At 66.4% G+C, this 16099-nt stretch carries 7 protein-coding genes; 3 read left to right on the top strand and 4 right to left on the bottom strand.

What is annotated here, in order from left to right:
• Nucleotides 1-24: 24 nt before the first annotated feature.
• The 3 genes from PQ455_RS13615 to PQ455_RS13605 are packed head-to-tail and all read right to left on the bottom strand — an operon-like array spanning nucleotide 25 to nucleotide 10861.
• Entirely contained in the window at nucleotides 25-5073 is a 5049-nt protein-coding gene (locus PQ455_RS13615) for an ATP-binding protein (RefSeq protein WP_273686634.1), read from the bottom strand.
• Entirely contained in the window at nucleotides 5073-6893 is a 1821-nt protein-coding gene (locus PQ455_RS13610; protein WP_273686633.1) for a methylation-associated defense system protein MAD7 family protein, read from the bottom strand. Before PQ455_RS13610 ends, PQ455_RS13615 begins: the two co-directional genes overlap by 1 nt.
• The gene (locus PQ455_RS13605; RefSeq protein ID WP_273686632.1) at nucleotides 6893-10861 is read right to left on the bottom strand and encodes a protein kinase domain-containing protein; all 3969 of its coding nucleotides are present in this window, start codon (nucleotides 10859-10861) and stop codon (nucleotides 6893-6895) included. The genes PQ455_RS13610 and PQ455_RS13605 overlap by 1 nt, the downstream gene beginning before the upstream one ends.
• Nucleotides 10862-11200: 339 nt before the next feature.
• Between PQ455_RS13605 and PQ455_RS13600 the strand changes: the two genes are divergently transcribed.
• Genes PQ455_RS13600 through PQ455_RS13590 form a run of 3 tightly spaced genes read left to right on the top strand, consistent with a single transcriptional unit; the run spans nucleotide 11201 to nucleotide 15446 of the window.
• A complete protein-coding gene (locus tag PQ455_RS13600) occupies nucleotides 11201-11686 on the top strand; it encodes a hypothetical protein (protein WP_273686631.1) in 486 nt (161 codons plus the stop codon).
• Nucleotides 11683-14754, top strand: coding sequence for an HsdM family class I SAM-dependent methyltransferase (locus tag PQ455_RS13595; RefSeq protein ID WP_273686630.1), 3072 nt, complete (start codon nucleotides 11683-11685; stop codon nucleotides 14752-14754). The genes PQ455_RS13600 and PQ455_RS13595 overlap by 4 nt, the downstream gene beginning before the upstream one ends.
• Nucleotides 14751-15446, top strand: coding sequence for a hypothetical protein (locus tag PQ455_RS13590; protein ID WP_273686629.1), 696 nt, complete (start codon nucleotides 14751-14753; stop codon nucleotides 15444-15446). The genes PQ455_RS13595 and PQ455_RS13590 overlap by 4 nt, the downstream gene beginning before the upstream one ends.
• A gap of 223 nt (nucleotides 15447-15669) precedes the next feature.
• Here PQ455_RS13590 and PQ455_RS13585 read toward each other — a convergent pair whose 3' ends face one another.
• Nucleotides 15670-16074 (bottom strand): BLUF domain-containing protein, encoded by a 405-nt coding sequence (locus tag PQ455_RS13585; RefSeq protein ID WP_273686628.1) that lies wholly within the window; start codon nucleotides 16072-16074, stop codon nucleotides 15670-15672.
• Between the last annotated feature and the right edge of the window lie 25 nt (nucleotides 16075-16099).

The raw sequence follows: 16099 nt of genomic DNA, 5'->3' as shown, positions 1-16099 counted from the left end.
ACCACGACAGTGCCTAGGCTACCGCTAGTCGGCGTTCAGCCGCAAGGAGGTCGGCCGCTGCGTGGCCGCGGAGAAGAACATCGCTTGATAGGGCTCCAGCGCCTTCAGCCGGTCGGTCGTCCGCTGCTGGTCCGCTGTCGGGCCAGAGTTACGCGCGAGCGTGCGCGCGTCCGCCTCGGTCACCCGCAGGATCAGGTAGTTGGCCACGGCCTCGAACAGGCCTGCATCGAAGTCCCTGACGCCCTGCGACGCGAGCGTCAGCGCAAGGCCATACTTGCGGCACTCCTTCGCCAGGCGTGGAATCAGCTTCAGCTTCGCCGCCCGGTGCGCCTCGTCGAAGATAATCGCATGAGTGAGGCTCTGCTGCACGCCGCGCCGGAACATGTCCTTGTAGATGCTGTAAAGGACGAAAGAGGAGAAAGCGCGCTGGACGATCTCGTTGGTGCTGAGGTGCACCCGGATGAGCGTCGGCTTGCGATCGACTAGGATGCCGCCGCCTCCAACCTCCCCGTCGAAGAAGCCGTAGTCGTCGAGCTCCTGAAGGCGGGCGAGCAGATTCTGGTTGGGCTTGGGGCGGGACTTCAGGATGTCGAGGAACGTCCGGAACCGCGGCGGCGCCGGGCGCTGCGCGGCGCGGTCGTTCCAACCGAGATCATCGTAGCTCTGCCGGATCGCGCCGCGGAGTTCCTCGAGCTGGATCTCTCCCAGATCGGGAAAGATCGAGGCGAAGATGTCCCGCAGCGTTCCCGCGACGTCGATGTAGGCCATCGGTCCCGGCGCGTCGACGCGCAGGGGATTGAACCCCAGGCCGTCGAAGTCGATGGTCCGCATGGGCCCGATCGCGTCCGCCAGCTTCTCGTCGATGTCGTCGTGATAGGAGAAGATCACCGGCGCGATCCCGGCGGCCGTCAGCTGCTTCGAGATGTTGATGAGCGCAGTCGTCTTCCCCATGCCTGGAAGTCCCACCATCATCATGTGCGGGTTGCTGCGGATCGACAGCGACCAGTCCACGGGAACCTGCGTCAGGGACTCGCCCAGGCGGACGTCGACCGGATCCCGGACCGATAACGGAACTCCTTCGTCTTTCTCGGCAGCCGGGCCCGACATCGTCGCCGAGGTCGTCGGTTCGAGAGATCCGCCAGAGGCGACACTCATGCCGGCGGCGGGCGCGGGCTCGGTTCCAAGTACGTCGCCCAACGCCGGCAGTTCCGCGTTGGCCCGCAGCGCTGGGACCGAACCTGCCCCAGGCTCCTCGCCACCTCCGACCGCGTCCTCCTCGGCTCTGAGCTCCTGGAACTCCGGCGGTTCACTCGGCAGGAGCAACGTGCCGGGGGTCCCGGTCGTCTCGTCTGGGAGCATCGTCGGCCCAAAGAGCCACAACGCCGTCTCGCTCCGTTCCGAGTAAATGCGTTCGACCTGTCCGGTGCGGTGCTCCGGGCAGAAGACGTAGCCGACGTCGGGATCGGCCACCGTGCCGGGCTGATAGGTCTCCTTGAGCACCATCTGATCGATTTCGCTGCTCAGACGGGCCGTGGCCTGCGGCGACAGCCGGTGGCGCGCCGCGCGATCGACGTAGAACCGCAGGAGCTTGGCCAGCTGAGCTCGCCGGACGACGCGGTCCAGCGACTGCAGGCCATCTCCGAAGAACCAGTTCATCCACCGTTCGCGCAGCTCACCGGTTTGGGCGACCATGTGCGCGAGCATGTCGGGCTGCCTTGCCGTTCGCAGATGCTGCCGGTTCTTCACCTCGACGAAGCGAAACTCGAGCGGTCCGCGGGCAGGAGCGCTGACGTGGATGAAGTCGGCACGCCGGGCGGTCTCGCCCTCGGCCGCCGGCGTGTTCACGATCGGCGCGTGGTCGGCGATCTCGTCGACCGGTATCAGCACGCCCTGGGCGACGTTGAGCCAAGGGCCCTTCTGCTCCCCGCCCGCCGCGCAATGAGCATACATCAGCGCCAGCGCGATCAGCTCGCCAGTCCTCGTCCCGCCGTCCGCGAGCCGGATCGCGAGCCTGCCACTCAACGCCTTCAGCTGCGCGACCAGGAAGCGGCTGTTCCGCTCGCTGCTGCTCAGGCCCATGTCACCGAGCGCCTCGTCCACAAGGTCTCGGACCGCGTCGAGCTTCGTCGTGGAGGTGACGAGCTGGATCGCTGTCAGATCCGAACGCTCCGGCACGGTGTCGATGACGAACCGCTCGTAGGCGTCCGGACTACCCTGGGGGGAGTCGAAGTAGTCTAGCGCCGCGTTTCGATCGAGCGTGATCACCCAGTCGCTCTGCTCATGCATCCTGTCGATCCGGCGACGGTCCTCGGGCGACAGCCGCGTCTTGAGCACCGGCCAATCCTCGCTCGTGCCACCCAGCGCGCGTGCCGTGGCACGAGCCGTAGCACGGTCGATGCGGCGAAGCCGGTCGCTGGCAGTGCGACCCTCCGGGCCGGGCTCACCGCCAAGTTCGGGTGCCGCGTAGGTCATCCATTCATGGTCTTGACCGGGGACGGCACGCCGCTCGAGCGTGCGCAGGAGCCCCCAGGCATGCAGTGGCCGCACGTCCGAGAGCGTGCACGAGGGAACGGTCCCCAGACCCGTCTGGAACAGATCGAACGCGAGGCTAACATGCGAGGCCCGCATCCGGGCCCATGCGGAGTCATCGTCCACCGACGGCTCCTCGTGCTTGGCCCAGCGAAGCCGGGGGACCAGCACCTCGCCCGGCCGCGTCGCGGTCTCCGCAAGCCAGCGGTCCCTCTGATCAAGAACCTGACCACCGGCGCGGCGACGCTGACCGACGGCGGATAAGAACTGTCCCGCGCCTCCGGAACGCGGCGCGTGAAACAGGTCGAGCGTGAAGCAAAGCGGCGAGTCCACCTCGTCTTCGTCGTCGTTGAACCCGCGTGCCGTGAGCGTCTGACCAAGCGCGCTCGAGACCGTCAGGCCGTCACCGGCGCGCCAGGCCTGGATGGCGAGGAGGTCGGGCCGCTCGCCGTTCGCGCCGCCGTAGCAGTCCAGGTAGTGTCCGAGCTCGCGTGCTATGGCGGCGGCGCTCGCCTGTCCGATGGAGGGGATCGTGGCCGTGCCAGAGCCCAGGCAGGCGGCCAGCAGCGCTGTCGCGGCCTTCGGCTCGCGCTCGCCGTCGACAGTCATCGCCACCGTGTGAAAACCGATCACGTCGGCGAAGACGAAGCCCGCGCACCCATCCCCGGGCAGCGCGAACGGGAAGAAGGATGAGTCAACCGGCTGGACCGTCGACTGGATGTGCTGCGGCGCAAGCCCCTGCTCGAAGCGCGCATGGGCGACCACCTGATCGTAGTGAGCATGCCACGCGAAGCGGACCGGGTGCAGTGGGGTCACGAGCAGCCCGATCAGCGCACCAGACTGCCCGCGCACCTCCACGGTGCCGTGACGGGCCAGGACGGGCGCGCCTACGTCGAGGGCCTTCTCCCAAGCGTTGATATAGTTGTCCGCGGCGGACCAGCCGGGCGGTATGACCACACCTAGAAGGCCCGCCGCCCCGAGTTCGCCAGCGAGCTTCCGGCTCGCCTCACGTGCGCGGTCCGTGGACGCGCTGCGGTCCGCTTGCTCGATCTCAGTGAACACGAGATCCCCGACCGGGGAGCCATCGGCGCGCACCACCTGCGTCCAGTAGCCGATGGTGCCCGTCCGGCGGGCCCAGTCCGCCTCCACCGCACGAAGGAGCGCCGGCCGGAACACGCGCGCTCCTCTCGTAGCCGCGTCTCCCTTCCAGGTTAGGAAGCCCTTTTTGTCCTCGACCGCTCGCGCCGCGGCACCGGGGCCGGTGACCAGAGCATCGAAGGCATCTCGGTCAGGCATATTGATCGCGCCCTCGATCAGCGTCCTTACCTCCTGGCCCGAGGCGCTCGTGAGCTGCTTCACCGTCTCGCCGAACTGCAGCACAAAGGCCTCGCTTCGCACGGCGCCCACGCCTTCCAACCCGACTGCCGTGACGTCGATGGTCGCATCGAACTTCTCGGTGCCCTCGAGCTCCTCGAAGTCGTCTACCGTGATCACGACCTGCTGGGTGCGATGGTCGCGGTGGTGGACGACGCGCTCGGCGAGGACGTCCTCGCCGGCGACGACGGAGATGCGGTATTCGACGTTGCCGGCCGCCAGCTCCTCAGGCTCGGTGGTCCAGCGGACGGTGAGCTGAGCGCGCTCTCTGGACGGTGCGGCCCGATCCAAGATTAGCCTCGGTGCGCCGTCGTCGGCCTCGGGCTTGGCGAGGCCCGACCATTTCAGAACGTTGCCCCTCGCGTCACGCCAAGAGGAGAGCTGGATCCGTCGGAGTTCCTCGCTGGCGAAGCCGGGCTTGATCGAACCCAGCCACAGGTCGCGCTGGTCCTCGATCCGTCTGGCAGCCTCCTCCGGGCTCATGCCCGACGCGATCCTGAGGGCCTGCTCGAGAACCGCGCCCTTCTCGTCGGACTCGTCCAGCTGAAGGGCCCGCACCCGTTCCGCGATCGCACGGGTGTCGCTCACGTATAGGAGCCGGTCGGCGAGCTCGGCGGAGAGGTCGAGCTCGCCCGTCGAAGGATCCCCGTCGCTGGCGATGGGCCACAGCCCGAGCCGAGCAAGAGCGCCGCCGGAGCCCTGGGCAGCGCTGACGTAGTAGTCGAACTTCGACCAGGGCGTCAGCCGCCGGCGGCGGCCGAGCCGCTCGGCTCGCCAAACCGCGTCGTCGAGCACGCGCATCCTGCCGAAGAAAGGTTTGCGTGCGAGCTTCAGGGCCTCGCCGAAGAGCTCGCCCTCCCCGATCTCGCGACCGGCGCTGTAGATGCCGTCGAGGCCGGCACCCGCGCGGAGCGGATCGATCAGCAGTAGGGCGGCATCGGCCTTGTCCTCGCGCTGCTCCACCGCCTGATCGGCGGTGATGCGACGCAGGCCGGCCGCATCGACGACGGCGTTCACGTTCCAGCCCGGCACCACGAACGCGTCGCTGTCGGCGAGGGCATCGATCTGCTCGGACGGAAGGCACCGCATGAACGCGACCGCGCCCGCCTTCGGGGCACCCAAGCGGTTCGTGATCGCCTGCGCCAGATACCTGACGTGGTCGGGTCCCATCACGCCGCCTGCTCCCTGACCTGCGCGTCCTGCTGCGCGCGATATCGCCACTTGATCTTCTTCATCCGTTCGGCGTCGTTCACGCCCACGAGCAGGCCCAAGTCGCGTAGGCGGCGCTCGAACATTCGACGGTTGCGCTGCAGGACGTCGCTGGGCACCGCCAGGTTGGGCGGCGCACGATCGACGTAGAACCCGTAGCGTTCACGCAGGACCCGAAGGAAGTCGGGATACGACAGCGGCTGCTCCTTACGTCCCTTCCCGATCCTGCGGATGTGGCGATGGACCAGGAACTCGATGACCGGGTTGGTCATCACGAACGACAGCGCGTCGCCCCTGCGACCCTGCCCCTTCCGCCGCGTCTGGTGGAGCACCACCTTGCGGCGCTTGGCGAGTCCGTTGACCTCGTCGATCATGAGCGCCGACGACAGAAAGTTGTTCAGGCGCTCGGTGCCGCCGTTTGAGGACTCCACGAACGCCGTGCTCAGTGCCTCCGCGAGTGCGCGCCCGGGATCGGAGTGGCTCCCCTCCTCCCCCAGGAGAACTCGCAGCTCGAGATCCTCCGCCGCGTCGGCGGCGTCCCTCAGCTTGCGGGCGGTCTTGCTGAAGAACCGGCGGGCGTCCCTGGCCTCCTCGTGACTGCCGTTCAGGATGCTGCCCGTCAGGTTCAGCCATTGGGTCGCGTCGGGCGAGGTGGGCGGCAGCTTGCGCCGGTCGAGTTCTGACTCGCTGCGCACGTAGTGGTCGAGCAGCCTCGCGTACATGAGGACGGCGGGCAGTCGATTGAGCGCCTGCCGCAAAAGGAAGCCGGACTCCTCCGACGTCGCCCGCAGGACCGGGTCCGACCCGCTCGAACAATCGAAGAAGATGGGAAACGGAGGCGCATCGGCGTGGTCCGGAAGAATGCCCGTGGCGGCCCACCGGTTCATGATCTCCACCGATGCGGTTAGGATCGTGGTGAGGCCGATCGCGATCGCGGACTCCAGCATCTGGAGAAGCGCGGATCGAGGCATCGACCCGCCGGCCGCGTAGCAGTCCAGGAAGACGAGCAGGTCGTCCCTGAAGTTCTCACCCGCCTGCGCCGCGATCGGGCGCTGGTTCGGGATCGGTCCAGGATTGTTTCGTCCCACCGCCTTGGCCGGGGCCTCGCCGCAGCCCTGGGCGAGACGCACGGTCAGCAGCTGGTCGAGCGGAAGAGGCACGGACTCGTCAAGCTCGTCCGAGCGAAGGTCGCTCTTCATGCCGGTTGTCGACGTTCCAGGCGCGAGAGCTCGCAGCAGGTCGTTGTCTTGGATCCGGGCGCCGACCCGGTAGCGCCCCCGCTCCCCGAAGGGCTCGACCGTCTCGCCCTCGCGCTGGTCGCTGAGAAGTGCCGTGACGAGCTCGGGCACCCCGCGGAGGTTAGCGGCGCTAATCGGGAGGTCGATCCAGGAGGCGTAGTAGTGGTTCGCGAAGCAGCGCTGGACCTGCTCGTCGTGGGACTCCGAGTGCCGCCTGTTCTCCAGGATCGAGGTCAGGAGGAAGTCACCCAGGATCGCTCTACCCGAAGCGGTGTCGAAACCCTCGATGGCGGGATCAGAGACCAGCTTCTCCACGGTCGAGGTGATCGTGGGCGCGCCGTTCGTGCCGTAGACGGCCGCGAACTGGCCCTTCCCCCGCCGGTTCCCCCACCTGAACAGGTATAGCATCATCGGCAGAACGGCCCCGACCGAGAAGTCCTGCGGCACGAACGGAAACACGGGCGAATAGGTGCTGGTCCAGATCTGGGCCGTCATCTGGCTCCCCAGGACGGATTCGATCACCCGTCGCGTCTCGCTGGGCATCACGCGCTCTCCCTAGAAAGAAGTATCGCCTGCCTGCCCGACCGGTCCGAGACGCCAAGCTGACGTACGACGTCGCTGTCAACGGGGTTCCAGGCGTTGAGCCGACGCTCGTCCTCCTGAGCAAGGCGGCTCGTGAAGACCCCGAGATTGGCGAAGACGTCGTCGGAGAAGGCGTCCAGGATCTGGACGCCATCCGCAAGGTCCATGAGCAGGCTGTAGAGCTCGAGCGGCACCAGCAGCTCCTCGACACCGCCGTGATCCGGCTCGTAGCTCAGCACGAGGAAGCGATGGAGCGTCTCAAGGCCGGCCATCGGCTGGAAGCGCTCGGGGGCGAGCGAGAAGCGCGATGAGGACTTCTCAATCCAGAACGCGGTCTCCGTGGGGGTCCGCGGAAGAACGCGGATCGGCACCCGTTCGGCGTCGCGATAGGCGAGGTCGGGCAGCGGCTCGAGGCGAGAGAGCCCATTGCACAGCCGGCTCTTGATCTGCGCCTGCTCCGCATCAGAAAGCAGCGGGAACCGGCGGAACTCGCTCGCCCTGCGTCCGTCCCTCAGCGTCAAGGCATGATCGTCGCCTCCCACCGCCTCGACCTGGTCGACCGACCAGCTCAGATAGGCCCGTCGCCGGGCGTCGCGCAGAGGCACGGGCCTTCCGACCCGATCACGGAAGCGACGCGCGCCATGGGCCGGATGAGACCCGCCCTTCCCGACGAGATACCGGTCAACGCGAGCGTTGCCCTCTAGCGCCGGGTCGAGCCGCGCCAGCTCACGAAGGAGCTCGCCCTGCCGGCCCGGTGACTCGGGGTTGAACGCGTGGTCGGCTGGATCGTGCGGCTCGAGTTCGGCATCACGATGGAGGTCCTCGCAGTCGTGCAGGCCGAAGAGGACATAGCTGACCGCGGCCTTCAGCTCGCGAGCCGTGATGTGGATCTCGTTGCGCTGGTGGACCGTCTGCAGCGCCTCGGTCAGCCGCTCGCGCAGTCGCGCACCGTCGGCCAGGACCGTAGGATCGGCGCTGGCTCCCATCAGATCGGCGGATCGTCGCATGGAGCAACGCGCCTGCGCGGTGCACGTGCGACACGGCGCCCAGATCTCTGGAGCCTGGTCGCCTCCTACCAGCCGGCGGACCAGCTCGTCGACAAACCGGGTGGATATCACACCTTGGCCGACAACGAGTCCGCCGACGAGAGAACGGTTGTTCAGTTCGACCAGGCGAATGTGAGGCGCGAGCCCCTCGCTCTGCTGCGTCAGCGCCGCCGTGAGCGCAAGCGTGAGGGGCCGCTCGCCCCGCTCCGCCTCGGCCTGTTCGATCCACTCCATCAGGCGCCCGTCGTTCACGGCGACGAGATGGATGCTGCCGTCGCGCGGCGGGCCGTCGAGGAACGGGGCGAAGAGCTCGTCGAGCAGGCTGTCGGCCGAGCGGCCCTTCCAGCTGGCAGCGCCGTCTAGGTTGATCATGGCCTTTCGGGCTGCCAGCGTTCCCGACCAGACGCGCTCGCTCGACTGCGGCGGCTCCCCGCCAAGCGTCTGCACGAGCCGCTGAAGGAACGCCGTCTTGCCGTCCCCGGCATTGCCGCACAGAATCACTAGCGAGACCTCACCCGCCCTGATCTCAGCAGGGAGCGTATCGTCGAGGCCGGTCGGCACGTACGTATCGAACGCGAAGTCGGTGTCGAGACCGCGCGTCTCAGCATTTCCAAAGCGCGAGCCTGGATAGGTGCTGAGGATGTCTCGAACGCGCGGAACGACGTTCGGCCGCAGGACGGGTTGCGAGGGCGGCGGCGCGACGACGGCCTGAACAGGGGCGGGAGCCGAGACGCGCCGGGCACGGAGAGCGGCAAGAGCTGCACCCGCATCGGGAAACCGCGCCTCGGCCGGACCGGTCGCGCGGTCCAGGATGGGCACGATGTCCGGAAAGGCCGCCCGTTCCTTCTCGTTCCAGTCGAGACCCGATCCGCTCGTCGAGCGCGCGGGGGGCCTATCAGTGATGGCGTGGAAGAGCGAGGCGGCCAGGCTGTAGACATCGTCCCTTGCGAGCGCCTCCGCACCGTCGCGACGCTCGGGCGACGCGTAGAGAAGGGTGCCAGAGCTCGGCGGGCGATGCCCGTCCGGGCCCGACAGGTCGTAGTCGATCAGGATCACCTTGGACTCGTCGACGAGGATGTTGGAGAGGCTGACGTCGCCGTGCACCCAGCCTTGGCCATGCAGGGCGTGCAGCGCCTCGCAGAGCCTCTCGAACCAGTCGGTCGCGAGCTGCTCAGGCGTGTCGGCCCCTACCTCCTGCGCAATGAAATCCAGGTCGCCGCGCCAGGCGTTCAGGGGCGAGCCTTGGCTCCAGCGCAGCAGCGCGGTCAGCCCATGAGGGTTCCAGTCGCTCGCGCACTCCAAGATGTTGGACAGGCCGGGATGCAAGGAGAAGGTGCGCATCCGCTGGTAGGCCGCGAGCGAAGTCGGGCCAAACTCAGCATTGAACACCGCCTTGCCAACGAACGTGCCGATTGGCTCGCCGCGGGCGTCGAGCTGCTCGAGCTTGAAGGTCCTCGCGATGCTGCCCTGGCCCAGCACGGATATCACACGGTAGGTGCCGTTTTTCCATTGGAATCGGTGGCCCTCGTCCCACCGCGACGGCGAGACCACCTCCACCTGATCGCGAGCCGTGGCGACGAGTTCGTCGGCTGCGCGGTTCTCGAGGAGGTCCAGGATCTCCTCGACCCCCGGTCGGCGCGCGGGGTCGCGGTCGCAGCCAAGGAGCAGAGCCGCTCGCACGTCCGCGTCGGCCGGGTCGCGAAAGAGGTCAGCTAGCAAGGCGCACAGGCTGTAGAGGTCCGACTTGGGCGTGGCGGCGGCGAGCCCGCCTGCGATCACCTCCGGCGCTGCGAAGTCTCCCGACCGATCACCGAGCTGATTGACGCTGACCGTCTGGGCGGGTGCAAGCCGCGCCCAGCGCCATCCTGCGAACAGCGGGCTATTATCGGCACGGACCCGCAGGCTCTCGCCGTCGAGCGCGCGGTGGAGCAGCGGGCCCTGCTCCGCCGTGAGGAACTCGCCCAGAGCGGAAAGCGCGCGCACTGCGAAGTCGCGACGCTGGGCGGGCGTCCACTCCGCCTCGCCCATGAGAGCGGAGACTGGCGTCGCCGCGCTGTCGCTGACGCTGAAGAAATACATCTCGCCCGCGTAGTTCGGAACCGACTGCCAGGTGTCTACGAGGCTCGGCATGTGAGGCGACTTCTGAAAGCGCTGCACCACGTCGAATTCGCGCCGGGCCCGGCGGTCGCTGAGCGCAGCCGCTTCGCCCGCCGGGGCAGCCGAGAGATCGTAAGTGTGAAGCAGCACCCGATCACCGGTCCACGGATCCCGGGCCGTAAAGATTCTCTGGAATCGCTCATTCTCGTCGGTGAGCAGGCGCAACTCGTCAAAGCGGCCGAGACGCTTCAGCCGGCCGGCTTCCGCAAGGTTGTAGCGAACCGCCAGCAGGTCGGCGAGGCGTCTGGGATCCGTCCGACCCGGCGAAGCGGCGGCCGCGACGAGCTCGCCCACGTCTTTCAGACCATGGGCCACGACACCCATCGCGTGGCGGAGGGGGGAGCCGTTCTTCCTGAGGGTCCCGGTCTCCCGGGTCAGCAGGAACGCAGGCGCGACGAACCCGAGGCTCCGATCGGCGGCTCGGAGCCTCCCCGCGATCCGCTTGGACTTGGCGACGATGAGCTCGGCCGCAGGATCCGCCATGTCGGGGCGGCGCATCGCGGAGGCATCCCAGTGCTTGACCTCGATGACCACGGCCCCGGCCGGCCCGATCACCACCATGTCGATCTCGTCCGCCTGCCCACGCAGGTTGGGGTGCGTCAGGTTCGTCAGGACGTAGGCAGTGCCATCCCCGTCCTGCTTCCTGATCTCCTGATTAACCGCATTAAAGGCCTTGAGCTCGCTGTCGTTGGCGAACGGCCCGCACGGCACATGAACAACGCGCAAACCCGCAATCCCCCGCTCCCCGCGACCCCACTCGGTCTCTCGGTCTCGTCCGTGCCGAGGTCACCGAAGCTGCGCCATCGCCGACCCGGACGGCCGAGTACCGCTAGGGGTCAAGTTCCTGCCCAACTTTACCCGACGGCGGCAGCACTTCAACATCTATCCCAGTTCCGGTCATTCGGCGCCGCTTAGCTGCCACCTGTAATCCATCGTTCAATCATGGGGTTGGACGGGCCGCCCGATCGCCTACCCCGCCGCATGGTTGACCAGGATCGCGCGCCGCCTGGCATCGCTTTCCACGGCTCTTGGCGAACTCACCGGAGTGGTCTAGGACAAAGTTCCTTGTTGCTGACCACAGGAAAGATGGCCGCAAACACCATTCAGTTTACTGGCGAGCAGGCGCGCAGCTTCGCGAACGTGTCGCCGGAGGCTTGGCGGCACTGGCGCAAGGTCGTGCCCAGGTTGGCCGCCAAACGCGGGAAGAAGGCCCGGTTCTCCGCGGGCGAAGTCGTCGGGCTTGCGGTGGTGGCATCGATCATCGGCACGTTCGGCGTCGGCGTTGGCGGCTTGGTCAGGCGCTGGGACGACCTGTTCGAGCTATGCGCCGCCCAGCGTATCGCAGCGCTACGTACCTCCTGCCTGGTAGTAAGCGCCGACGCCGTAAGGTTGGTGGAAGCGACCCGGCTGGAAGTCGATGCGGCCGCCATTGTGGTGCCGTGCCAGCCGATCATCGAACGCCTCTGGTCGGCGGCCTTCTCCGGCGAGGTCGGGCAGGATCAGGTCCCGCTGCCGTTTGCGCCCCAAGCGGTCGGGAGCGCCAAGCGATGACCGGCCGGATTGAAACCCTTGCAGAGCTTCTCGGCTACGCGATGGACCCGGGGTTCGTCGCGGCGGACAACTTCGCTGATCAGCCCAACCACCGGCACGCGCTTCGGCTCGCTTCGCAGCTCATGCAGGTTCGCGCCGCGTTCGGTCTGTGGACCGGGCGCGAGGGCGCGCTACTAGGACCGAAGCACGCCCGCTTCACGCCGCTCGTCTTCCTCGCCGAAGTGCAGGACGCTGCCCAGGCGCAGCTCGTCCACCGCAGCGTCTGGAGCCAAGGTTTGGCACCCTATCTGCTGGCGGTCGGCCCCGACCGTCTGTGGGTGTGCCAAGGGTTCGCTTTCTCGTCGCGTGATTGGAAGCGTTTCGCTGTCGAGATCCCGTTCGCCGCCGATAGGCGGTCGCCATTGATGACGGCGCACGATGCGCTCGCGCCGCTCACCGCGCGCAAGCTGCGCAGTTCGCTGGCTTGGCGCGACGAAGCTCGCACGGCCGACGAGTTCGTCGACGAGCGCCTGCTTCGGTCGTTGGCCGCCTTGTCTGTCGCGTTCGCGAGCGATGCTCCAGCGCGGAAGGCATTGGAACCCGCAGTCATCAATGCTCTAATCGCGCGTCTCCTCTACTTCTACTTCCTCGTCGATCGTCAGTTCATCACGCGCGAGCGACTGGACGCTTGGGGCCTTGCGGACATCGGGCTGGGCAGTGAAGACGAATGGTCGCTCGCCGACACAACAACTCTCTTTCACAGGCTGGACGAGGTGTTCAACGGCAGCATCTTTCCGATGCCCGCGGCTTATGTCGACGCGTATGATGCAACGCATCTCAACCTTCTTCGGCGTGTCATCCGCCATGGCGCGGAGCTGGGTGCGCAGGATGTTTTGCAGCTCAGCTTCTTGGATTACGATTTCGCCAGCATCCGCACCGAGACGCTGTCGGCGATCTACGAGATGTTCCTTCGCAACGAGGACAAGGATGCGGGCAAGAATTTTGGCGCTTTCTACACCCCGCCATTTCTCGCAGATTATACGCTCGACCGCCTTGAAGACGAGCAGCCGCTCGGCGCGACTACCCGCGTCCTTGATCCGGCCATGGGGTCCGGCGTCTTCTTGGTCGGCGCGTATCGCCGCATCGTCGAGGCGTCGCTGAAGAAGCGGCAGACGCGTCTGCCGCTCGAATTGCTCCATACGCTGATGACCAACAACATCTTCGGCGTAGAGCTTAACGCCACGGCCTGCCACGTCGCAGCGTTCAGTCTCTACTTGACGATGCTCGACTATGTCGACCCGCTCGAAGCGGCCGACTATACCAAATGGCCGACACTCGTCGGGCGGCCACGGCTGTTCCCGCCGATGCTGACCGCGACCAACGAGCGCGCCGCCAACATCCGTGCCGGTGACTTCTTCTCGACGGTCGCCGATGATCTGCGGTGCGATCTGGTCGTCGGGAACCCTCCTTGGGTGCAGCTGAAAACGCTGCGCAGCGAGGACGCCGACGCTTACCTCAAACGCCACCGGGTCGCGATCGGCGACAAGCAAGCCGCTGAACTATTTCTCTGGAAGGCTTACCGCGATCATCTCGCGGACATGGGCGTCATAGGTCTGCTGCTCCCCCAGAAGAGCCTCGTCAATAAATTCTCCGACAAGTTCACCCTAGCGTTGCGTGAGAAGGCGGAACTGATCGGCATCGCCGATCTCGCTCACCTGCGGTACGTGCTCTTTCGCCGGTCCGCAGCGCGCACCGCCGGCGGTGACGGCAGCGCGTCAGAACGCGGCGCGCGCCAATCGACGGCGATCGTCGTGCTCCGCAAGGCCAAACCCAAGCCGGGCAGCCGTTTCTGGCTGTACCGCCCGCTCCGGTCGACGCAGCCGGCAAGCCGCAACGGCCGGCTATGGACGCTGATCCACGACTGGACACAAGTCGTCTGGCAGGACGTCGACGATCTTAACGATACCCGCTGGCGGCGGCTGTTTACCTGTTCCTCGGTGGATCGTCGTATTCTCGCAAAGCTCGATCGCCAGATCGACGCGGGGCGCCTCGTCCCGCTCGGCCGCCTGGCCGAAAGCATCGGGCTACACTTCAAAATTGAGGTCGATCAGAACCTCGATCGCCGCTATGTCCTTAGCAGCGATCCGCGCCGCCCCACCTATTGGCGTCGGCAGCTGGGCCTTTCACCTGATCTGGCGGGCAACCCCCATGATGCGGTGCCGCTCCCGCAAAGCCAGATAGATGCGGCGCTCCCGAGCTCACGTCCGTTCCTACAGGGAAATGTCGTGTTGATGCCGCGAACCTGCGAGACCGCGCTGTTCGTCGCGCTGCCGGTCGCCGGGAGCTTCTTCATCGTTGCATGCTTTCCGGCGCTCGCGGGGGCACCGCTGCCGCCCCGACACACTGCATTCCTGAAAGCGCTGGCGGACTACATGGCCACTAAGACATTCCGTTACCTGTGCTTCACGAACAGTCGGCGGATGACCATCGATCGGGCCAACACCGAGCTGTCGGCCGTGCTCGATCTCCCGTGGCCATTCGGTGACCTGTCGGCGACGGATTGGGAGGACTTTGCGGCCGCCAACGAAGCGACGCGTGACGCGATGCTCTGCGCCGCGCTCGGGTTGCCGCTCATCTACCAGAAGTTGGTCGAGGAGTTCACTACCTTCCGGGAGGGTTTCGCCGACGGCAAGACCCCGATTGGCGCCATGCGCGAGAGCGACGAGACGGAAACGGACGCCTATCTGGATGCGGTGCTGCATGAGCTCGACGGGGGACGTGGCCGATACGACGCCAGGGTGGTGCCGGTCGGCCCCGACCTGCTCGCGGCCGTGGTCCAGCACCGCGCAGCCAGCGCCGACGGGTTCGATGTGGAGCAGTTGGCTGCGCAGGCCGCCGACCTGTACCGAAACATGGGGGCCAGTAGCGTGGCCCAGAGCCGTTACCTCTGGCATTCGCGCGCGTCGATGGCGAGCGTGCTCCTCAAGCCGCGCGAGTGGATGCACTGGACGCTTGATCGGGCGTTCGCCGACGCGGATCTCGTTACCGCCGCTGCGATGGCCGGCTACAACACCCAAGACGCCGCGTGAGCGCCAGCGTTTCGCTCCATCGCTGGCTGATGGACAGAGGGCTGACCGTTCAGGAGGCCGATCTGTGGGCCGACTTTATCAACGACGCCTTGGAACTGCTCGATGATGGACACGCCTTGTTACGCACGCCCGCTGAATGGGCCTCGTTTCTAGGTGGATGCGCTGGTCCTGCGCCGACCGAGCCCGAACTGACGTCGGGGCTTGGTGACCGCATGCAGCGATTGCGGAACGACGCGCCGATCGACAGCAGCCGCGACCGCATCCAAGTCGGGTACGAATGCCCGACCCCGGGCGACGAGCGGCACGGCAACCGCAAGTCCAAGGCGGACTTCCGGTTCGAGAAGAAATTTGATGCGGGCTTCGCGGCCGCATTCGTCGTTGAAGCGAAGCCGTTGCGAACACCGGCCGATATCCCCAACCGCTATATGGCGGCAGATGGGCTGGGCTGCTTTTTGGAGCGCAGCCCACCTTATTCTCGCGAGCTTGCCGTCGGCATGCTTGGCTACGCTTACCGTAATCCGGCGGCTTGGATGCCGGCGCTGACGCGTCATCTAGGGTCGGCCGGCAGCGCAACTAGGTGTGCCGACGTCGCCCTCAGCCGCGGACGCATGGCACATGCTTCGGACCATCCTCGTGCAGCTTTAGGTCTAAATCCTGTAACGGTGCTGCACACCGTGCTCGACTTCGCCTGAGATTGGGCATGCGAGTTTAAGCTGAGCCGGGACGCCGACAGCTGAACGAATGGTCGATAAGCGGGATCGATGCCTGAAAGCGGTCGGGCTGTAATCCACCCAACTTAGCAGTTGATCGACAATGCATGGCCAACTGGGGCTTTTAGAAACAGTCCTGCGCATTTCATAACACGACCGCCGCTGAGAAACGCCAAAGTTGTGGTCCTGCCTGGCATTCGGAAGCTCAAGCGGCGGCCCGCACCCTGGCGAAGCCCCTAAACAGCTCTCGGGTGTTGGCATCCTCGACTTGAGCGGTGAGCCGGTCCACTACCTCCGGCACGGTCGTACCGAAGGCTGAAGCGACCTTCTGTGCCGCCATCGACCACGCGCCGAACGAACGGGTCTCCACCTGGCGGGACCCTAGCAGCACGATCCCGCGATGCCTCGGGTCGTGATTGATACGATCGTATGTAAGGTGCACTGCGGTCTCTTCGCCTTCCAGTGCCTGCAGGAACCGCTTGCCGTCATAGATGAGCAGTCCAGTCACCCCAACGAGGGCGTTGTTGCGACGGGAAGCCTCAAGGATGAGGTTGATATCGGTATCCTGAAGTTGTCGCGTCGCGGTGCTGATATACGTGAGCTGAAGCATTCGACCTCTCCTCCAAACCAGATCT

This window comes from Sphingomonas naphthae (assembly GCF_028607085.1).
GTDB lineage: Bacteria > Pseudomonadota > Alphaproteobacteria > Sphingomonadales > Sphingomonadaceae > Sphingomonas_Q > Sphingomonas_Q naphthae.
Note: the sequence above shows the minus strand (reverse complement) of the source record. Positions and strands in the feature narration are given on the sequence as shown.